Source organism: Amycolatopsis nivea (assembly GCF_004522235.1).
GTDB classification, from domain to species: Bacteria; Actinomycetota; Actinomycetes; order Mycobacteriales; family Pseudonocardiaceae; genus Amycolatopsis; species Amycolatopsis nivea.
Genome location: NZ_SDLT01000020.1, coordinates 71,941 through 91,692, shown reverse-complemented (window position 1 = coordinate 91,692; position 19,752 = coordinate 71,941). Strand labels below are relative to the sequence as shown.

21 protein-coding genes are annotated in these 19,752 nt (G+C 69.2%); 12 read left to right on the top strand and 9 right to left on the bottom strand.

What is annotated here, in order from left to right; all coding sequences use genetic code 11:
• Positions 1–46: 46 nt before the first annotated feature.
• Positions 47–640: a PadR family transcriptional regulator gene (locus EIZ44_RS23330; RefSeq protein ID WP_134731206.1), complete on the top strand. Its 594-nt coding sequence runs from the start codon at positions 47–49 to the stop codon at positions 638–640.
• On the top strand, positions 637–1,815 hold the full coding sequence (locus EIZ44_RS23325; RefSeq protein ID WP_205673275.1) for an FAD-dependent oxidoreductase: 1,179 nt from the start codon (positions 637–639) through the stop codon (positions 1,813–1,815). The genes EIZ44_RS23330 and EIZ44_RS23325 overlap by 4 nt, the downstream gene beginning before the upstream one ends.
• Here EIZ44_RS23325 and EIZ44_RS23320 read toward each other — a convergent pair.
• The 5 genes from EIZ44_RS23320 to EIZ44_RS23300 all read right to left on the bottom strand — a co-directional run bounded on the left by EIZ44_RS23320 (position 1,812) and on the right by EIZ44_RS23300 (position 5,803).
• Positions 1,812–2,048, bottom strand: a complete 237-nt coding sequence (locus EIZ44_RS23320) for a hypothetical protein (RefSeq protein WP_134731202.1) — start codon at positions 2,046–2,048, stop codon at positions 1,812–1,814. The two genes, EIZ44_RS23325 and EIZ44_RS23320, sit on opposite strands and share 4 nt — an antisense overlap.
• Complete coding sequence (locus tag EIZ44_RS23315) at positions 2,027–3,076, bottom strand: MBL fold metallo-hydrolase (protein WP_134731200.1); 1,050 nt, start codon at positions 3,074–3,076, stop codon at positions 2,027–2,029. Before EIZ44_RS23315 ends, EIZ44_RS23320 begins: the two co-directional genes overlap by 22 nt.
• Before the next feature lie 10 nt (positions 3,077–3,086).
• Positions 3,087–4,121, bottom strand: coding sequence for a fatty acid desaturase family protein (locus tag EIZ44_RS23310; RefSeq protein WP_037809977.1), 1,035 nt, complete (start codon positions 4,119–4,121; stop codon positions 3,087–3,089).
• A 231-nt stretch (positions 4,122–4,352) separates the two neighbouring features.
• Positions 4,353–5,222: an NAD(P)-dependent oxidoreductase gene (locus EIZ44_RS23305; protein ID WP_037809978.1), complete on the bottom strand. Its 870-nt coding sequence runs from the start codon at positions 5,220–5,222 to the stop codon at positions 4,353–4,355.
• A 14-nt stretch (positions 5,223–5,236) separates the two neighbouring features.
• Positions 5,237–5,803, bottom strand: coding sequence for an NADPH-dependent FMN reductase (locus EIZ44_RS23300; protein ID WP_037809979.1), 567 nt, complete (start codon positions 5,801–5,803; stop codon positions 5,237–5,239).
• A gap of 92 nt (positions 5,804–5,895) precedes the next feature.
• Here EIZ44_RS23300 and EIZ44_RS23295 point away from each other — a divergent pair, with 92 nt between their 5' ends.
• The 5 genes from EIZ44_RS23295 to EIZ44_RS23275 all read left to right on the top strand — a co-directional run bounded on the left by EIZ44_RS23295 (position 5,896) and on the right by EIZ44_RS23275 (position 10,480).
• Positions 5,896–6,360 (top strand): MarR family winged helix-turn-helix transcriptional regulator, encoded by a 465-nt coding sequence (locus EIZ44_RS23295; protein WP_037809981.1) that lies wholly within the window; start codon positions 5,896–5,898, stop codon positions 6,358–6,360.
• Between the two features lie 79 nt (positions 6,361–6,439).
• Entirely contained in the window at positions 6,440–6,637 is a 198-nt protein-coding gene (locus tag EIZ44_RS23290) for a hypothetical protein (RefSeq protein ID WP_037713222.1), read from the top strand.
• A gap of 2 nt (positions 6,638–6,639) precedes the next feature.
• Positions 6,640–8,073 (top strand): sodium:solute symporter family protein, encoded by a 1,434-nt coding sequence (locus tag EIZ44_RS23285; RefSeq protein WP_051171808.1) that lies wholly within the window; start codon positions 6,640–6,642, stop codon positions 8,071–8,073.
• Complete coding sequence (locus EIZ44_RS23280) at positions 8,070–9,272, top strand: metal-dependent hydrolase family protein (RefSeq protein ID WP_134731198.1); 1,203 nt, start codon at positions 8,070–8,072, stop codon at positions 9,270–9,272. The genes EIZ44_RS23285 and EIZ44_RS23280 overlap by 4 nt, the downstream gene beginning before the upstream one ends.
• A gap of 41 nt (positions 9,273–9,313) precedes the next feature.
• Positions 9,314–10,480 carry a low temperature requirement protein A gene (locus EIZ44_RS23275; RefSeq protein WP_240691386.1) on the top strand — a complete coding sequence of 389 codons (1,167 nt, stop codon included), beginning with the start codon at positions 9,314–9,316 and terminating at the stop codon, positions 10,478–10,480.
• A 78-nt stretch (positions 10,481–10,558) separates the two neighbouring features.
• Here EIZ44_RS23275 and EIZ44_RS23270 read toward each other — a convergent pair whose 3' ends face one another.
• Entirely contained in the window at positions 10,559–11,374 is an 816-nt protein-coding gene (locus tag EIZ44_RS23270) for an alpha/beta fold hydrolase (RefSeq protein ID WP_037810129.1), read from the bottom strand.
• Between the two features lie 82 nt (positions 11,375–11,456).
• Between EIZ44_RS23270 and EIZ44_RS23265 the strand changes: the two genes are divergently transcribed.
• Together EIZ44_RS23265 and EIZ44_RS23260 are read left to right on the top strand one after the other, a co-directional pair.
• A complete protein-coding gene (locus tag EIZ44_RS23265) occupies positions 11,457–11,954 on the top strand; it encodes a pyridoxamine 5'-phosphate oxidase family protein (RefSeq protein WP_037809986.1) in 498 nt (165 codons plus the stop codon).
• A gap of 40 nt (positions 11,955–11,994) precedes the next feature.
• Positions 11,995–12,372, top strand: a complete 378-nt coding sequence (locus EIZ44_RS23260; RefSeq protein WP_134668192.1) for a VOC family protein — start codon at positions 11,995–11,997, stop codon at positions 12,370–12,372.
• A 636-nt stretch (positions 12,373–13,008) separates the two neighbouring features.
• Here EIZ44_RS23260 and EIZ44_RS23255 read toward each other — a convergent pair.
• Positions 13,009–14,139 (bottom strand): steroid 3-ketoacyl-CoA thiolase, encoded by a 1,131-nt coding sequence (locus tag EIZ44_RS23255; protein ID WP_037809989.1) that lies wholly within the window; start codon positions 14,137–14,139, stop codon positions 13,009–13,011.
• Positions 14,140–14,395: 256 nt separating this feature from the next.
• Here EIZ44_RS23255 and EIZ44_RS23250 point away from each other — a divergent pair, with 256 nt between their 5' ends.
• From EIZ44_RS23250 to EIZ44_RS23240, 3 genes are all read left to right on the top strand, one after another.
• The gene (locus tag EIZ44_RS23250) at positions 14,396–15,622 is read left to right on the top strand and encodes a cytochrome P450 (protein ID WP_037809990.1); all 1,227 of its coding nucleotides are present in this window, start codon (positions 14,396–14,398) and stop codon (positions 15,620–15,622) included.
• Positions 15,623–15,688: 66 nt separating this feature from the next.
• On the top strand, positions 15,689–16,474 hold the full coding sequence (locus EIZ44_RS23245) for a transglutaminase-like domain-containing protein (protein WP_037809991.1): 786 nt from the start codon (positions 15,689–15,691) through the stop codon (positions 16,472–16,474).
• A gap of 43 nt (positions 16,475–16,517) precedes the next feature.
• Positions 16,518–17,546, top strand: coding sequence for a YhjD/YihY/BrkB family envelope integrity protein (locus tag EIZ44_RS23240; RefSeq protein WP_134731194.1), 1,029 nt, complete (start codon positions 16,518–16,520; stop codon positions 17,544–17,546).
• Here the strand turns inward: EIZ44_RS23240 and EIZ44_RS23235 are convergent.
• The gene (locus EIZ44_RS23235; protein ID WP_134731192.1) at positions 17,543–18,703 is read right to left on the bottom strand and encodes a thiolase family protein; all 1,161 of its coding nucleotides are present in this window, start codon (positions 18,701–18,703) and stop codon (positions 17,543–17,545) included. The genes EIZ44_RS23240 and EIZ44_RS23235 overlap by 4 nt on opposite strands.
• Complete coding sequence (locus EIZ44_RS23230; RefSeq protein WP_134731167.1) at positions 18,700–19,752, bottom strand: thiolase family protein; 1,053 nt, start codon at positions 19,750–19,752, stop codon at positions 18,700–18,702. The genes EIZ44_RS23235 and EIZ44_RS23230 overlap by 4 nt, the downstream gene beginning before the upstream one ends.

The following is a 19,752-nucleotide window of genomic DNA, read 5'->3' as shown; positions in this document are numbered from 1 at the left end:
GACTAATCTTCTGCGTATAGTCGATCCTGACTAAAGGAGTTCGTGGGTGAAGCGACGCGTGGTGGGGAATCCGCTCGGGCTGGCCGTGCTGGCGGGCTTGCTCGAGGAGCCGATGCATCCGTACGAGATGGCTCGGCGGTTCGTGGAGTACGGCAAGGAGCGGGATTTCAAGTACACCCGCAGCTCGCTGTACATGGTGGTCGGGCAGCTGGAGAAGGCCGGGTTCATCGCGGCGCAGGAGACGCTGCGCGATTCGGCGCGTCCGGAGCGGACGGTCTACGCCATCACGCCCACCGGACGGCTCGAGCTGTTCGACTGGATGCGCGAGCTCGTCGCCGAGCCGGCCACCGAGTATCCGCTGTTCGGGGCGGCGTTGTCGCTGTTCGTGGTGTTGCCGGCGGACGAGGTGCGGGAACTGCTCCAGCAGCGGCTGGCCGCGCTCACCGCGATCGCCGACGACATCCGCGCGACGATCGACGCCGCGCGGGAACAGGGGCTCGCCTGGTGGTTCCTGGTCGAGGAGGACTACCGGCTGACGAAGGTCGAGGCGGAGCGCGGCTTCGTCGAACGGCTCGCCGAGTCGGTTGCCGGGGAGGACTACCGGCAGGCGTGGGAAACCTATTTCAAGGGGAGAACATGAACGTACTAGTGATCGGCGGCGGCATCGCCGGCGCGACTACCGCGATGGCGTTGCAGCGAGCGGGAATCGAAGCCGCTGTCTACGAGGCTTACCCGAAGTCGGCGGACGGAGTCGGCAGCGCGCTGACGCTGTCTCCCAACGGCCGCAACGCTTTGCGGCAGATCGATGCCGACGACGCGGTGGCCGCGGTCGGCATCGAAGTGCCGGGAATGATAATGCAGAATCACCGAGGCCGGGTGGTCGGCAGATTCGACGGGCTGCCGGGTCTGCCGTCGAGCCTGCTGCTGCGCCGGGACCGGCTGTACCGCGCGCTGATGGACGAAGCGCTGGGCCGGGGGATCACGGTCGAATTCGGCAAGCGGCTGAAGTCCGTGGAGAACAAAGCAGACCAAGTGATCGCACACTTCGCGGACGGTTCTTCCGCGACCGGCGACGTGCTGATCGGTGCGGACGGCATCCGGTCGGCTGTCCGGTCCACTTTGGACCCGGCAGCACCTGCTCCGCGCTACACCGGACTGCTCGGTCTCGGCGGCTGGATCCGCAACCCCGGCCTGCCGGTCACCGGGAACTACCAGTATTTCGCCTTCGGCAAGCGGGCGTTCTTCGGCTATTTCATCGACGCGGACGAGATTCTCTGGTTCAGCAACGTCCCCGCCGCCGACCCGGCCGAGGCGAAGACCGCGTCGCCGGAGCACTGGCTCTCGGTGCTGCGCGAACGGCACGCGGACGACGTCCCGGCGCGCGACATCATCGCCCTGCTGAAGCCGGAAGACGTTGGCCAGCCTGGGGTCCTGGAGGACATCCCGACGGTGCGGACGTGGCACCGCGGCCGGGTCGTCCTGGTCGGCGACGCCGCGCATCCGACGTCGCCGAGTTCCGGGCAGGGAGCGTCGCAGGCGGTCGAGAGCTCGCTCGAACTGGCTCGTGCGCTGCGGGATTCTCCGGACGTGGCAACGGCTTTCGCCCAGTACGAGGCGGCCCGGCGGGAACGGGTCGAGCGGATCATCGCACGGGCGGCGAAGATCAACAACGACAAGGCGGCGGGGCCGGTCGCGCGGATTATGCGTGACCTGCTGATGCCCCTGATGATGAAGACCGTGATGAGCCCGGAAAAGATGTTCGGCGGCGTGCACCGGCACCGGATCGAATTCGGGTCCTCTCGCACCGCCGTCTAGCGGAGGCACGCGAGCGCGGACCGGCGCACGAGGGCGGTGCGGCCGAGTAATCCCAGTACCGTCAACGCATCCGGGGGACCGCCGGCCCGGATCACGCGGAGCTGGGTCCGTTCGGAGGCCCGCAGCAGGTCGTCGGCGCGCCAATCGGGTCCGTTCGTGACGGCGTGGATCAGCGCGGCGGGATCCGGCTGACGGACGGGGCGGCCGTCCGTCAGCCCAGGGTCTGCCACCATCCGTCCACCGGCGGCGGGGCGGACGCGTCGATCCGCTGCCCGGGTTTCGGGATCGCGAGCGGCAGGTCGTTCGCCTTCGCCTCCCGCCACACCCGGTCCGCGGGATCCGACCAGGTGTGCATGGCCAGCGTGAACGTCGCCCAGTGCACCGGGACCAGCAGCCCGCCGCGCACGTCCAGATGGGCGGCGACGCCTTCCTCCGGCGTCATGTGGATGTCCGGCCAATGCGGGGCGTACGCGCCGACCTGGATCAGCGTCGCGTCGAACGGGCCGTGCTTCGCGCCGATCTCGGCGAAACCGGGGAAGTATCCGGTGTCGCCGCTGTAGTAGACGCGATGCTCCGGACCGGCGATCACCCACGACGCCCACAGTGTGCTGTCGTTCGCGAGGCCGCGGCCGGAGAAGTGCTGCGCGGGCGTGGCGACGAACCGGATCCCGGCCACGTGCGCGTCCTCGTGCCAGTCGAGTTCGACGATCCGCGCGGCCGGGACGTGCCACCGTTCGAGATGCGCGCCGACGCCGAGCGGGACGAGAAACGGTGCGTCGGTCAGCGAAATCAAGGATTGGACGGTGGGCAGGTCCAGATGGTCGTAGTGGTCGTGGGAGATTACGATCGCGTCCAGCTTGCCCAGTTCGCGCAGCGAAACCGGGGGAGCGTGCAGCCGCCGCGGCCCGGCGAACGCGGCGGGCGAAACCCGGTCGCCCCACACCGGATCGCACAGCACGCGGGCACCGTCGATCTCCACCAGCGTGGACGCATGTCCGTACCAGGTAAGGAAAAGACCGTCCGCGGCGGAGGCGGCGGGCGAGGAGATCAGCGGGATCTCGCCGCCCGGCCGACGGCGGGCACGGTCCTCGCCGAACAGGAACTCGCGCACGAGCCCGCCGGGGGAGGAGGGCGTCGCGCGTGTGGCGGCGGAGTTGTGGAAGACGCCGTCGGCGTACTGCGGAGACTGGCGCATCCGCTCAGCACGAGCTCCGGCGGCCTTCGCGCCGAAGGCCGCCGGAGTCAATGCTTGGAAGGTCATGCCACCGAGTCTACGAAGCGTTCCTGAGAGGAGCCCCAGCTTCGTGCAGGTGACGCAGCGTCTGCCGGTAGGAGGACACCAGCCCGGTGCGCAGGTACGGGATGCCGATCTCGGCGCAGTACGCCTGCACCATCGGCTGGGCGCGGCGCAGGTGCACCGACGGCATGCTCGGGAACAGATGGTGCTCGATCTGGTGGTTGAGGCCGCCGAGCAGGACGTCGATCACCGGTCCGCCCGCGACGTTCCGGGAGGTGAGCACCTGCTTGCGCAGGAAGTCCAGGTCCGTCTTGCCGGTCAGGGTCGGCATGCCCTTGTGGTTCGGCGCGAAGATCGACCCCATGTAGACGCCCCACAGTCCCTGGTGGACCGCGAAGAACAGCAGCGCCAGACCCGGCGGGAGGACGATGAACAGCGCGGCGAGGTAGACCGCGACGTGGGTGAACAGCAGCGTCGCTTCGAGCCCGCGACGGCGCAGGCCGGGGCGCGCGACCGCGCGGATGCCGGACCAGTGCAGGTTGAGGCCTTCGAGGGTGAGCAGCGGGAAGAACAGCACCGCCTGGTGGCGGCCGATGAACCGGGGTACGCCGCGCGCCTCCCGGGCCTGGCGCTGGGACCACACGAGGACGTCCGGGTCGACGTCCGGGTCCAGTTCCTCGTGGTTCGGGTTGGCGTGGTGGCGGGTGTGCTTGTCCATCCACCACCCGTAGCTCATCCCGATGCCGAGGTTCCCGGCGAGACGCCCGGCGATCTCCGCGGGACGGCGCGTCCGGAACACCTGCCGGTGCGCGAGATCGTGCGAAAGCAGGGCGATCTGCCCGAACATGAACGCCTGGAACGCGGCCACGGCGAGCTGCCACCACGAGTCGCCGAGCAGCGCGAACGCGACCCAGCCTCCCGCGAACAGCACGGTCAGGAGCGCGATTCGAGCGGTGTAGTAGCCGGGGCGGCGGTCGAGCAGACCGGCGTCGGTGATCCGGCGGCAGAGCCGGGCGAAGTCGCTTCCCGGCCGTGGGGGCGAGGGGAGGACGAGCTTTTCGGTGGTCACCCGGGCGAGTATTGCGGCGCGGCGCCCCGGCGGGAAACCAGCAGACCCGACGGCTCGTGCTGGGGTTGTCCCCACCCCGCTCCTGTGCATTCCCGGCGCGGTGCTGCTCAAGCGCTTGCCGAGGTGCCGGGCGACGGCTCCGGAACGGCCTCCGGGGGCAGCAGGGTTACTCCAGGTGCCAGGGAAATTTCCATCGTTCGGCGGTCTCCCCCTCCGCGAAGCGGCCGCTCCTCAGTGCGACCGCCGCCGGGTCACCTCCGCGATGCTCGCCCAGTCGAGGTCCGCGCCGCCCTGCTCGACCGCGGTGGCGAACACGTCCTGAAGAACCGGTCCGGCGGGCAGTTCGACGCCCAGTTCACCGGCGGTGTCCAGCGCGAGCTTCAGGTCTTTCAGCCCCAGCGCGGCGGTGAACCCCGGCGGCGTGTAACTGCTGGTGGCGATGGCGTCGCCGTAGCCACGGTAAACCGCGCCGGGAAAGACGGAATCGTTGATCATGTCGACGAACTGCCCGGCGTCGAGTCCGGCGTTCTCCAGCAAGGTGATCGACTCGGACAGCGCCTGCAACGCGTGAATGATCAGATAGTTCACTGAAATCTTCGCCGTCGGCGCGGCGTCCACGGCGTCGCCGAACTCCCAGACCCGCCGTCCGATCGCAGCCAGCATCGGTGCGGTTTCGGCACGGACGTCCGCGGCGCCGGACACCAGCACGGTCAGGTTCCCGGCCACCACGGCTTCTGGACGGCCGACCACCGGTGCGCTGAGGTACCGCCCGCCCCGCGCGGCGAACTCGCGCGCCCCGCCCGGGCTGATCGTCGCGTGGTTGACGTGGACAAAGCCCTCCGGAGCGGAACGGAGCCGCTCGGCGGTGAACACCTGCCGCACCGCGGCTTCGTCACTCAGCATGGAGAAGACTGTCCCGGTGGCGATCGCGTCCTCGGGAGTTTCGCCCACGGTCGCGCCTCGCGCGGCCAGCTCGTCCGCTTTGCCCGCGCTGCGGCTCCACACAGTGACGTCGTAGCCCGCGTCGAGCAGGCGTCCGGCGATGGCGGTGCCCATCCTCCCGAGCCCGATGAAACCTACCCGGCGTGATTGCTCGGTCATGATCATTCCTCCAGTCATTGACAGCTCAGCGCTTCGGTCATTTCTTCGTCGATCTTGCGCAGTAGCGCGCGGTTCGGACGCAGCGTTCCTTCGATGTCGCGCAGCTGTCCGTTGTCGTCCACGTCCGCGTCGGTGATGACGGCTTCGACGTGGGTGTCGAGCACTCGCATGTGCAGCCCCTGCAGGACGGTGACGAACTGCTCGGCGGCCTTCCCGCCGCCGCGGGTGCCGTAGGCGAGCAGGCTCGCGGGCCGATCGCGCCACTCCCGGTAGAGATAGTCCAGCGCGTTCTTGAGCACCCCCGGATAGCCCCAATTGTATTGCGGGAACACGAAAAAGAACCCGTGATAGCTCCGCACGAGCTCGCTCCAGGCCCGCGTGTGCTCGTGTGCGTACTGCTGCGCCGCGGCCTTGACGGGCTCGTCCAGGAACGGCAACGCGATCTCCGCGAGGTCGACCAGCCCGTAGCCGAGTTCGCTGTCCTCCTGCAGCCGGGTTCGCGTCCAGGCCGCGACATCCGCGCAAATCCGGGAAGGGCGGGTGCTGCCCACGACGACAGCAATGCGTTTCGTGCCTGCCATCAGCGCGCTTCCCCTCGGTTCGTCTCACGGACTGTTGGTGACACGAACCAAAATAGTTGGTGTCACGAACTAAGTCAAGCTAACCTGGTCCCGTGACCGCTTCCCCGCCCGCAGACGAACCGCCGCCGGAGCTGAACCTCACCGACGCCCTCGTCCAGCTGTCGTTCATCGTGCAAGCCGTGCTGGGCCGCCTGGCCGGGGACGAAGGACTGTCCGTCACCCAGCTGCGCATGCTCGCCGTGCTGGACGACCGCGAGATCGGCATGCGGCAACTGGCCGGGATCCTCGAACTGGAGAAGTCCAGCGTCACCGGGCTGGTGGACCGGGCCGAACGCCGCGGCTTGGTCCAGCGCATCGCGGTCCCCGGCAACCGCCGAGCCGTCCACGTCACGGTCACCTCGGCGGGGCGAGCTGTGGTGCACCAGGTGCGCGACGCGATCGACGCCGAGCTGGGCCAGCTGGCGGCAACGCTGAGCGACAGCCGTCAGGACGCCTTCCGCCGCACCATCGAGTCGCTGATCCACCACTACGCGACCGAACACGCCATCCCGCTGTAAACCGGGCTGCGGCTCGAGGGCTGCGAAACCGGTATGAAACTAACCTGCCGAGTGCCGCGCCGTCTGGCAGCGTGTGCGCATGCGCAGCTACTACCTCCCCCCGATCGTCCCCGTAGTCGCTCTCGTCCTCATGCCGTTCCTCCCCTTCGTCAACTCCTCCGGCCTGTGGCTGGGCTTGCCGAAGATGATGGTCTGGGGCGCGTTCTGGTGTCTCATGTTCACTCCGGCGCTGCTGCTGTCGGAACGCTTGCTGTCCCGCAGCGGCGAGGAGGATTGACGATGATCCTCGCCTTCACTCTCGCCGGCATCGTGCTCATCGGCGTGCTCGGCTTCGTCGGCCGCCGCCGTCCCGCCGCGGACCTCGCGGAATGGACCGTCGGCGGCCGGAAGTTCGGCGCGCTGACCATGTGGTTCCTGCAAGCGGGCGAGGTCTTCACGACCTTCACCTTCCTCGGCATGGCCGGGCTGGCGTTCTCCGGCGGCGTGGCCGCGATGTACGCGCTGCCGTACGTGCCGATCGCCTACGTGATCCTGTTCTTCCTCGCCAAGCGGATCTGGCGGATGGGCAAGGAACGCGGCTACCTGACCCAGGGCGACTTCCTCGAAGACCGGTATTCGAGCCGCGCGCTGGGCACGGTGTCGGCGATCCTCGGCGTCGTGTTCGTCCTGCCGTACCTGCAACTGCAGATCACCGGGCTCGGGCTGATCGTCCGGCTCGTGACCGGCGACCACGCGTCCGGCACGCTCAGCATGATCGCGGGCAGCGTGCTGGTGGTCGCGTTCGTGCTGTGGGCCGGGCTGCGCGGCGTCGCGGCGACGTCGTATTTCAAGGACGCGATCATGCTCGTCGTCCTGGTGGTGCTGATCATCGCGGTGCCCGCGCACTTCGCGGGCGGCGTGTCCGGTGTCTTCCACAAGATCGACCAGCTGCATCCGGAGAAGCTGTTCGTGCACGCCGGGGCCAACGACCACACGTGGTTCATCACGAGCATGCTGGTCAGCGCGATCGGCGTCGGGCTGATGACGCTGCCGCACACCTGGCCCGCGCTGATGTCCGCGCGCGACCCGAAGGTGCTGCGCCGCAACTACACCTGGATGCCGGTGTACGAGCTGTGCCTGCTGCTGCCGATGATCATCGGGTTCGCGGCGGTCCTGGTGGTGCCCAAGGGAAGCGACCCGAACGGCGTGCTGCTGACCTTGAGCAAGGACGCGCTGCCGGGCTGGGTCACCGGGCTCGTGGTGGTCGCCGCGACGGCCACCGCGATGGTGCCCGCGGCGGGCATCCTGATCGGCATTTCCTCGCTGGTGGCACGGAACATCACCCGGGTGCGCAGCGAGCGCAAGCAGTTCTGGATCAACCACGGGACGGTCGTGCTGGCCAGCGCGCTCGCACTGGTGCTCGGCATCTTCCGGCCGGACCTGCTGGCGAACCTGCTGCTGCTCACCTACTCCGGCTCGGTGCAACTGGCCCCGGCGAACCTGCTGGGCTTCCTGAAGAAGGTCCCGGTCGGCAAGGTCCCGGTGTTCGCCGGGCTGCTGGCGGGCGAGGTCGTGGTGATCTGGCTGACCTTCGTGGACACCAAGCTCGTCGGCACGGTGAACGTCGGGCTGGTCGGGCTCGCGGTCAACGTGGTCGTGCTCGCGATCGCGGCAGCCGTCGAACGGGCCGTGACCCGGTCCGGAAACGTTGTGCAGACAGGAGAACCGGTATGACGCGGACCCTTTTCACCGGCGGCACGGTGTTCGACGGGACGGGCAGCGCGCCCGCCCCGGCGGACGTCGTGGTCGAGGACGGCCGGATCGTCGAGGTCGGCACCGGCCTCGACGGCGACCGCGCGGTGGACTGCGCCGGCGCGATGCTGCTGCCCGGGATGTTCGACTGCCACGTGCACGTCACGGTCTCCGACCTCGGGTTGCTGCAGCGCGTCCAGAAGCCGTTCTCGTACCAGTTCTACGAGGCGGCCCGGAACCTGTGGACCACCTTGAAGCTCGGCATCACCACCGTGCGCGATGCCGCCGGGGCCGATCTCGGCATCAAGCAGGCGGTCGCGGACGGCCTGATTCCCGGTCCCCGCTTGGAAATCGCGATCGGCCTGATCAGCCCGACGGGCGGGCATGGCGACGGGTGGATGCCGTCCGGGCATTGCGTCCCGCTGTCGCTCCCGCATCCTGGCCGTCCGAGCGCGCTGGCCGACGGCCCCGACGAGATGCGCCGGGTGGCGCGCACGGTGTTGCGCGCCGGGGCGGACGTGCTGAAGGTCTGCACCACCGGCGGCGTGCTGTCCCCTCGGGACGATCCTCGGCATTCGCAGTTCACGCCGGAGGAATTGGACGTCCTGGTCGCCGAAGCGACCATGCAGGGGCGGGCGGTGATGGCGCACGCACAGGGCGCGGAGGGGGTCAAGAACGCCGTCCGCGCCGGGATCCGGTCGATCGAACACGGCATCTACCTCGACGACGAGGCGATCGAGCTCATGCTCGCGCGCGGCACCTGGCTCGTCCCGACGCTGGTGGCTCCGGTGAACGTCATCCGCGCGGCGGCCGCCGGTGCCGCGTTGCCGGATGCGGTGGTGCAGAAGGCGAAAGAGGTCGCGGAAGTCCATCTCGAGTCGGTGCGCCGGGCCGTCGAAGCCGGGGTCCGGATCGCGATGGGCACCGACAGCGGCGTCGGCCCGCACGGGACGAATCTCGAAGAGCTGGAACTGATGCGCTCGGCCGGGATGAGCCCCGCGGACGTGCTGGTCGCAGCCACATCGTCGGCCGCTCGGCTGCTGGGCAAGGACGCCGAACTGGGCCGCTTGGTGCCGGGGTATCGCGCGGATCTCGTGGTCGTTTCGGGCGATATTTACGATTTCCCGGCGTTGGCGGGGAATGTTCGGGAAGTGTGGCAGGACGGAGCGCGCGCGGTTTAGGGCGGGGCATTCCCGAGCACGGCATACTTGCCGCCGTGATCATGAAAACCGAGGAACGCCACGCGTCCTGGCTCGAGCTTTTCTTCGACCTGGTCGCGGTCGCCGGCGTCGCCCAGCTTTCGCACCTCGTGCGCGGAACGACTTCCTGGAGCGACGCCGGCCTCTACGTCGTGTGCTTCCTCGCGTTCTGGACCGCGTGGATGTGCTTCACCGTGTACGGCAACGTCACCGGGGAAGCGGCGCGCGCGATGCCGGTGCTGCTCGCGATGGCCGGGCTGGTTTTCATGGCCGGTTCGGTGCACGACATCGGCGAGCACGCACAGGGCTTCGCCATCTCGTACGTGGCGGTGCGCGCGCTCGCGAGCCGGGTCTGGGAAGGCCGGGAAAACACGCGGATCATCGTCGAATGGCCGGTGGTGCACGCCGGGATGGGCGTGGTGCCGTGGGTCGTCTCGTTCTGGGTCGACGCGCCGGGGAAGTACCTGCTGTGGGCACTCGGGCTGGCGATCGACCTGGTGGCCGGGCTGACCATGTCGGGGGAGCAGGTCGCGGCCAAGGTGGCGGAACGGGCCACCCAGTCGAAGCGGCCGGTGCCGGGGCTGGCCTTCGCGCACCTGGACCTCGCGCACTTCGGCGAGCGGCTGGGGCTGTTCACGATCATCGTGCTGGGCGAGGGCGTCCTGACGGTCACCGGCGCGATGACGGAGATCCCCGACTGGGAGTGGCCGCTGCTCTCGACCGTGCTCGGGGTGCTGGCGCTGCTGGCGGCTTTGTGGGGAGCGGCGTTGTTCCAGGGATTCGGCGGGATTCCCTATCTGTCCCAGACTGCCTGGGGCCCGCGGGTCCTGCTGCCGGTGCACTGCCTGGTGGCCGGATTGCTGGCGGCGCTGGCGGCCGGGTTCGGGGACGCCGTGGAGTCGGTCGCGCACGGACACCTCGCGGCGGGGACGCGATGGCTGCTGTGCGGGTGCGTCGCGGCGTTCACGGTCGTGGGCGTGGTGGCGCGGGTGGCTTCCGGGAGGTGGAAGCCGTGGGACTTCGTCGCGGTGCTCGCCGGGGTGGGGGTTCCGGCCGCGCTGGGCCTGGCCGGCGCGACGCTGACCCCGGCGCGGTTCTTGTGGTTGCTGCTGCTCGCGATCGTGCCCGGGCTGGTGCGGGAGTTTCCGCGGCGTCGGCCGGTTGCTGCGTCGGGCGCGGAAGGTCCGTGAAGGACTCATCGAGGGAATCCAGTTCCGTGAAGGGGCCCCTCACGGCGCGCTGGTCGTGAGGGACCCCTTCACGGCTTTTCAGACGTTGGCGAGGAGATCCTTCAACGCGGCCGCGAACTTCGCCGGATTGCGCTGCGGCGCCAGGTGCGCGCCCGGCGTCTCGGTGAACGGCAGCCCGAGTTCGAGCGCGAGGATCTTGGCGGGCTGGTAGTGGTACCAGCCGCGGCTGCCCTCCCCGGCGACCGGCACGATCTCGGTGTTCGTCCGGCGGAGTGCGCGCAAGTCCGGCAGGTAGTCGAAGAACTCGGTCAGCTCGCGGTCGAACAGCCGGAGCCAGTCGCCCTCGTTCGGCAGCCGCAGATGCGGCAGGTCGGGCAGCGCGGCGCCGGCGATCCCGTCCGCGAACCGCGTGACCGCGCCCATCAGATCACCCGAACGGGCCAGCCGGACCTGCGCCGCGGCGGCCTCGAGAATCCCCTCGGCGTCCGGCATCAACTGGATCGCGGGCGGTTCGTGCGCGACGAACACGGCGACCCGGTCCGGGTACCGCGCGACGAGATCCAGCCCGATCAACGCACCGGCACTGGTCCCGAACATCGACACCGGCCCGCTCCCGCCGACGTGGTCGAGAACGGCGAGCGCGTCGTCCGCCTGCAGCGCCACCGGAACGGGCCCGGTGGTGGTGTCCGTGCTGGCGAAATGGCCGCGCCGGTCGTAGGTGATCACGGTGAAGTCCGTGCGCAAAAGCTTGACCAGCGCCCGGAACGAGTCCGCCGCACCGGTCCCGCCGGGGACCAGCAGCAGCCGCGGTCCCTCGCCGGTCGTGCGGACGGCCAGCTCGCCGCCCTCGACCGGACAGCGATGCTCGGCAGTCTCCGCATCTTCCGCGATCATGCCGAGAGTCAAGCACAACCCGGGTCACCCGATCGCTTCCGGGACGCCGGTTTTTGTCGGTGGGGGGTGCGAGACTCCGGGAATGACGAGTTGGGATGAGTTCAGTGCCGCCGCCCCGGCATTGGCCTCGCGCGTACGAGCCCGCTTCGCCGCCGCGGATTCGCACGTCTTGGCCACCCTGCGCAGCGACGGTTCGCCGCGAGTGAGCGGTTCGGAGATCGACTTCCGCGACGGCGAGGCGTACATCGGGTCGATGCTCGACGCCCGCAAGGCCCGCGACCTCCAGCGCGACGGCCGCTTCGCCCTGCACGCCTACCCCGGCATCGAGGAAGGCGGCGACGCGAAAATCGCCGGCCACGCGGTGGAGATCACCGATCCGGCGGAGGTCGCGCGCATCCAAGAAGGACAGGAGAGCCACCTGTTCCGGCTGGATCTGCGGGAGGCCGTGGTCACGTGGGTGGAGGACAACACGCTGTGGATCGAATCGTGGCACCCCGGGAGCTGGGTGCGCTTCGCGAGGCCGGACAACGGCCCCGCGGTACGGACGGAGCTGGGGTTGACGGGGGAGGAGAACGGTTGAGGAGCGTGGAGCGGACCCCGCGGAGCCCTAGCCTGGGCTGATGAAACTCACGTCCACCGTCCTCGACGCGCCCGACCCCCGAGCGCTGGCCGAGTTCTACCGGGAACTGCTCGGATGGCCGATCGGCGCCGACGAACCGGAGTGGGTCACGTTGCGTCCTTCCGGCGGTGGGGCTGGTCTGTCGTTTCAGCTGGAGACGCAGTACGTGCCGCCAGTGTGGCCTGTCGACGCGGGGAAGCAGCAGATGCAACTGCACCTCGACTTCGAGGTCGACGGACGCGCCGCGCTGGAAGCCGCAGTCACGAAGGCGGTCGCGGCCGGGGCTCGGATGGCCGAGTTTCAGCCGCAACAGCACGTGCGCGTGCTGCTGGATCCGGTTGGGCATCCGTTCTGCTTCTGGACTGACGACCGGCCTTAACCGCCACCGCACCGGCGGCGGAAGTTTCGGTCGCTGGCGCTCTAGAGCCGTGGCATCGCACGCCCCTTTTCCGCCGCGTCCCGGGTGAGAGTTGCCTTGCCGCAGCTGAATTGTGCCAGCGCGGCAAGAAGCGAGCCCGGACCCGACCGGGCCCGGGCTGCCTGCTCAGCTCCGCTTCCAGTTCGTCGCGGCCGCGGCGCTCCGCTGGCACAGCTGCGCTTCCGGTTTGTCGCGGCGGGTGGTGTTCTGTTGGTTCGGCTGCCCTTCCGGTTTGTCGCGGCCAGCGGTGCTGTGCTGGCACAGTTGCGCTTCCGGATTGTGGCGGCGGGTGGTGTTCTGTGGGCTCGGTTGCGCTTCCGGTTTGTTCCGGCGGGCGGTGCTTTGCTGGTTCGGTGGGGGTTCCGGATTGTGGCGGCGGGCGGTGCTCTGCTGGCTCGGCCGTGCTTCCGGTTCGTCGCGGCCACGGTGCTCGGCGCTTCGGGTTTGTCGCAGCGGCGGTGTCCTGTTGGCCCGGCTGGGCTTCGGGTTTGCCGCGGAGGCACCGCTCCGCCAGCTCAGCTCCGGCCCCAATCCGTCGCAAGGCCGCTGCTCCGCCAGCTCAGCCCCAATCCGTCGCAGCGGCCCTGCCCGTCCAGCTCAGATCCGCTCCAGAATCGTCGCCGTAGCCATCGCCCCGCCCGCGCACATCGACACCAGCGCCGTCGTCGCGTCGCGGCGTTCCAGTTCGTGCAGGGCGGTCGTCAGCAGTCGCGCGCCGGTGCTGCCCACCGGGTGTCCCAGTGCGATCGCTCCGCCGTTGACGTTCACCCGCGTCTCGTCCGGATTGTGCATGCGCTGCCACGAAAGCACGACCGACGCGAAGGCCTCGTTCACCTCGAACAGGTCCACGTCGCCGATCTTCATCCCGGCCGCTTCGAGGACCCGCGTCGTCGCCTGCACCGGGCCGTCCAGGTGGTAGTACGGTTCCGCGCCGACCAATGCCTGCCGCCGGATCCGGGCGCGTGGGCGCAGGCCCAGCGAGCGCGCCAGCGACGCGTCCATGATCAGCACCGCCGCGGCGCCGTCGGAGATTTGGGACGACGAGCCCGCCGTGTGGATTCCGTCCGGCACCACGGGCTTCAACCGTGCCAGACCCTCCATTGTGGTCTCCCGCAGGCCCTGATCCCGGTCCACCACACCGGCTTCCGTCGCGACCGGCACGATTTCCCGCGAGAAATGCCCGGCCGACCACGCGGCGGCGGCGTTGGCCTGCGACCGCACTCCGAACGCGTCGACGTCCTCGCGCGTGATGCCTCGCCGGATCGCGATCCGTTCCGCCGCACCGTATTGGTCCGGCATGTCGATCGACCACGCGTCCGGTTTGGGGGAGCCGACGCCCTCGCCGCGGTTCGCGCCGAGCGGCACCCGGCTCATCGCTTCCGCGCCGCACGCCACGCCGACGCTGATCGCGTCCGCCGCGATCAAGCCGGCGACCAGATGCGCGGCCTGCTGCGCCGAACCGCATTGCGCGTCGATCGTCGTGGCCCCGGTCGATTCCGGCAGGCCCGCGTGCAGCCACGCGGTGCGGGTCAGGTTGCCGCACTGCTCGCCCGCCTGCGTGACCGCTCCGCCGATCACCTGCTCCACCTCGGCCGGATCGATGCCCGCCCGTTCGACCACCCCGCGCACCGCCGCGCCCAGCAGTTCGGCCGCGTGCAGGCCGGACAGCCAGCCGCCGCGCTTGCCGATCGGCGTGCGTGCCGCGGCCACGATCACCGGTTCGCCCACGAGTGTCCCCTTCCGGAAGCTCCGTACCTCGCAAAACTAGAACACGTTCCTGTTAATGACAAGCGAGCGCACGACAGCGCGGAAGTCGATCACGAACCGATGAGCGAGCGCTCACCTGCGCCAACAGCTTCTGGAACGGTAAAGTAAACAGGTTTCACTCAAGCGGGTTCCGTTGGTTAACACCGTATGCTCTACTGGGTTCATAGAACGCGTTGCAGTTGGGTATCACCGCCGATCCCGCGCAGGAGGCCAAGCCGTGGCAGCCCCGCTTTTGCCCGCCGGTTTCGACTTCACCGATCCGGACCTCTACGCCAGCCGGCTGCCCCTGGAGGAGTTCGCCGAACTCCGCCGCACGGCGCCCGTCTGGTGGAACCCGCAGCCGCACAACACCGCCGGATTCGGCGACGACGGCTACTGGGTCGTCACGCGACACGCCGACGTCAAGGCGGTCTCGCGCGACAGCGAGCTCTACTCGTCGAGGGAAAAGACCGCGATCATCCGGTTCGACGACCAGATGACCGCCGAGGGCCTCGACGCGAACCGGCTCGTCCTGCTGAACATGGACGCGCCGCAGCACACCAAGCTCCGCCGCATCGTGTCGAAGGGGTTCACCCCGCGCTCGATCGCGAAGCTCGAGGACACCCTGCGCGACCGCGCCGAGCGGATCGTGCACGAGGCCAAGAAGAAGGGCTCCGGCGACTTCGTCACCGACGTCGCGTGCGAGCTGCCGCTGCAGGCGATCGCCGAGCTGATCGGCGTGCCGCAGGAGGACCGGCTCAAGATCTTCGACTGGTCCAACCAGATGATCGCCTACGACGACCCGGAATACGACCTCGAGCCGATCGCCGCGTCCGCGGAACTCGTCGGCTACGCCTGGAACATGGCCGAGGACCGCCGCCGCTGCCCGATGGACGACATCGTCACGAAGCTCGTCCAGGCCGACGTCGACGGCGAATCGCTCGGCTCCGACGAGTTCGGCTTCTTCGTGATCCTGCTGGCCGTCGCCGGCAACGAGACCACCCGCAACGCGATCACGCACGGCATGAAGGCGTTCCTGGACCACCCGGACCAGTGGGACGTCTTCAAGGAGCAGCGCCCGAAGACCGCGCCGGACGAGATCGTCCGCTGGGCGACGCCGGTCGTCGCGTTCCAGCGCACCGCGACCCGCGACACCGAACTGGGCGGCGCGCAGATCCGCAAGGGCGACCGCGTCGGGATGTTCTACAGCTCGGCCAACTTCGACCCCGAGGTCTTCGACGAGCCCGGCAAATTCGACATCCTGCGCGAGGACAACCAGCACGTCGGCTTCGGCGGCACCGGTTCGCACTACTGCATCGGCGCGAACCTGGCGCGGCTCGAGATCGACCTGATCTTCAACGCGATCGCCGAGGTGATGCCGAACATCGCCGAGGTGTCCGCTCCCGAACGGCTGCGTTCCAGCTGGCTCAACGGGATCAAGCACTACCAGGTCCGCTACGCCTGAGCAGGCGAAACGCCCGGGGACGCGACCTGACCGGCAAGGAGCGCGGCGCACCGGCATGATGGCCCCGTGCGCACGACGGTAGACGCGGAATTCGGCGTCCGGGTGACGAAACCCGGCCTCGCCGCGATCTCGGTTGCCGCCGTGCGCGCGGACGCCGGCGAACTCACCGTTTCCGACGCCGGTTCCGCGCGCACCGCCGAGTTCGAACACGGCACGCGCGCGGAGGTTTACGACCTCGCCGAGGGCGAGCATCGCGTCGCCTATCACGGCGAACGTGTGCTGCACCGCGGCAACGCCGAACCCGTCACGCTCGCCGACATCGCGCGGTACACCCGGCCCAGCCGCTACTGCCCGTCCGACCGGATGGGCGGACTGCTGCCGCCGGGCATCGGAGAACTGGACGGCGCGCGGGCACGAGTGCAGGCGATCGTCGACCACGTACACCGCAGGCTCGTGTACGCCGTCGGTTCCGGCGGCCCCACCCACGACGCCATCGACACGCTCCTCGCCGGCGAAGGCGTCTGTCGCGACTTCGCGCACGTATGCGTCGCACTGTGCCGACTCGTCGACGTACCCGCGCGCTACACGTCGGTCTACGCGCCTGGTTTGCAGCCGATGGACTTCCACGCAGTCTTCGAAGCAGGCATCGACGGCCGCTGGTACGTCTTCGACGCCACCCGGTTGGCCCCGCGCCAGACCATGCTCCGCATCGCGACTGGACGCGACGCCGCCGACACCCCGTTCCTCGCGACGCTGGGCTGCGAACTCGACTTCCTCGGCGCGACCGTCTTCGCCACGACCGACGAGCCGCTGCCGCGTGACGACGGGCACGCCCCGGTCGTACTGGCCTGAATGCGTGTCTTTTGCGACAAACAGCGCGTCCGCTGGGTAAACAGTGACGGTGAAGCGTTCCCGCAAGACCCCCGGGCCGAGCAAGTGGGCCCGCGCGCGTGCCCGGTACCGATGGCTGGACCACATCGCGCGCGCCACCAACCGGTACATCGACTACGGCGGCTACCACTACGTCGCGTCGATCACCTACTTCAGCCTGCTCTCGCTGGTGCCGATCCTGATGCTGTCCTCGTCGGCGGCCGGGTTCGTGCTCGCGACGCAGCCGCATCTGCTCGACGCGCTGGTGCGCGGCATTTCCGGATCGCTGCCCGGCCCGATCGGCACCCAGGTGTCGTCGATCCTGACCGGGTTCGTGGAGCAGCGCACCGGCGTCGGGGTCGCCGGTCTCGTGGTCGGGCTGTACTCCGGCTGGAACTGGATGAACGCGCTGCGGGACGCGCTCACCGCGATGTACGGCCAGAACCGGTCCGACGGGCCGCTGCTGCGCACGATCCTCATGGACATCCTGGCGTTGCTCGGGCTCGCCGCGGCGCTGCTGGTGTCGTTCGGGATCTCGGTGTCCGGCACCGCGGTCGGCCGTTCCCTGCTCGGGCTGGTCGGCGTCGAGGACACGAGCTGGGGACACAACCTGCTGTCGTTCGTGTCGGTGCCGCTGGCGTTGCTCGCGGACTGGATGGTGTTCCTGTGGGTGCTCACCCGGTTGCCGCGCGAGCGGGTCGGATGGCGCAGCGCGATGCGCGGCGCGGTCGCCGCGGCGATCGGATTCGAGCTGCTCAAACTGGCCGGCGGGTTCTACCTGAACTTGATCAGCAAGTCGCCGTCCGGCGTGGCGTTCGGTTCGGTGATCGGTCTGCTGTTCTTCATCTCGCTGATCGCGCGGATGCTCGTCTACATCACCGCCTGGACCGCCACCGCCCGCGACGCTCCCCGCAAGCCGATCCAGCCCCCGGCGGCGACGCAGCTGCGCCCGATCATCGCGCCCAAGCAGGACAGCGCGAAGGCGGCCGTGCTGGGCGCGGTGGTCGGGGCGCTGGGGACGTTGTTCGCCTTGCGGGGGCGGCGGAGAGACTAGGGCTTTTCCGAGCCGACGACCCACATGCTGAAGTACTGCGAGCCGCCGCCGTAGGCGTGCCCCATCGCGATCCGGGCGCCATCCACCTGGTAGTCGCCAGCGCGGCCCATCACCTGCTTGGCCGCCTCGGAGAACCGCAGCATCCCGGACGCGCCAATGGGATTCGACGACAGCACGCCGCCGGACGGGTTCACTGGCAGCCGTCCGCCGATCGCGGTGTCGCCTGCTTCGGTGATCTTCCAGCCCTCGCCCTCGGCGGCGAAGCCGAGGTTTTCCAGCCACATCGGCTCGAACCAGGAGAACGGCACGTAGATCTCCGCGACGTCCACTTCGGACAGTGGGTCCTTGATGCCCGCGTCGCGCCACAACGCGGCGGCCGCGTCGCGACCGGCTTGCGGGCTGACCTGATCGCGTCCGGCGAACGTCGTGGGCTCGGTCCGCATCGCCGTCGAATGGATCCACGCCGCGCCGCCCGGCACCGCGTCGCCGGCGGCTTCGTCGCCGAGCACCATCGCACAGGCGCCGTCGGAGGACGGACACGTTTCGTCGTACCGGATCGGGTCCCACAGCATCTGCGACGCCTGCACCGACTCGACCGTGATGTCGGACTGTTGCAAGTGCGCGAACGGATTCAGCGCGCCATTGCGCCGATCCTTCGCCGCCACGATCGCCCCAATGTGCTCGGGCGCACCAGAACGACGAATATACGACCGCACGTGTGGCGCGAAATAGCCACCAGCGCCAGCGCCGACCGGCATCTGGAACGGCGGCAGGATCGACAGGCCCCACATCGCGTTCGATTCGGACTGCTTCTCGAACGCCACCGTCAGCACGCGCCGGTGCACGCCGGACTGGATCAGCGAAGTGGCGACCAGCGCGGTCGACCCGCCGACCGAACCCGCGGTGTGCACGCGAATCAACGGTTTCCCGTTCGCGCCCAACGAGTCCGCGAGGAACAGTTCGGGCATCATGACGCCCTCGAACAGGTCCGGCGCCTTGCCGATCACGACGGCCTCGATGTCGTCCCAGCCGACCTGGGCGTCCGCCATCGCGCGGTCGATCGCTTCGCGGAGCAGACCGGCCATCGACACGTCGGTGCGCTTCGCGCGGTGGTGCGTCTGCCCGGTCCCGAGCACCGCGGCGAGCTGTTTCGTCATCGTGCCTCCAGCACGGCGAGGAGGTTCTGCTGCAGGGCAGGTCCGCTGGTCGCGTGGGCGAGCGTCTTCGCCGCCTCGCCGCGGTGGATGCGCGCGGCGGCCTCGCCGATGCGCGCGAGCCCGGCGGAGAACATGGGATTGCCAGTGAGCGCACCGCCGGACGGGTTGATCCGAACGCTGTCATCGAGACCGAGTTCGCGGCGCAGGATGAGTTCCTGGTGCGTGAACGGCGCGTGCAGTTCGGCCAGCTCGACCCCGTCGAGATCCAGTCGGGCCGCGGCAGCGGCGGTCGACGGGGAACGGGTGAGGTCGCGCGCGCCGAGAACGGGGGAGTCGATGCGGTGGTCCAGCCCGGAGATGATCGCGGGCCGCTCCACGAGGTCGCGGGCTCGTTCCTCCGAAGCCAGGATGATCACCGATGTGCCATCTGTCACCGGCGCGATGTCATGTGCGCGAAGGGGATCGGCGACGTACGGGGTGTCGAGCAGTTCGGCGACGTCCACCGTTCCGGACAGTTGTGCGGCCGGGTTGTTCGCCGCGTCCGCCCGTGAGCGGGCAGCGACTTCGGCCAAGTCCTTTTCGGACCACAGCCCGCCTTCGAGACCCAACCGGGCTTGCAAACCGGCGATCGCCAGCGAATCCGGCCACAGCGGGGTGACGAGGTACGGGTCCAGCTGCATCGCCATGACCCGGCGGAGCTGTCCGGCGCTGGCTTTGCCGAATCCGTACACCAGCGCGGTGTCGACCTCGCCGGTGCGGATCTTCAGCCAGGCTTCGTACAACGCCCAGGCGGCGTCCATTTCCACATGGGACTCGTTGATCGGCGGGAACGCGCCCAGCGCGTCGACCGCGGCGATGAACGAAAACGCGCGCCCGGCAAGGTAATCCGACGAGCCGGAGCACCAGAATCCGATGTCTTGTTTGGACAGTCCGGTCGCGGCGAAGGCCTCGGCGAGGATCGGCACGAGCATTTCCACGCCGTTGGTGGTGCCCTCGGTCTTGCGGACGTTGGGCGCCTGCGCGAAACCGGCTACGGCTACTTCAGGCAT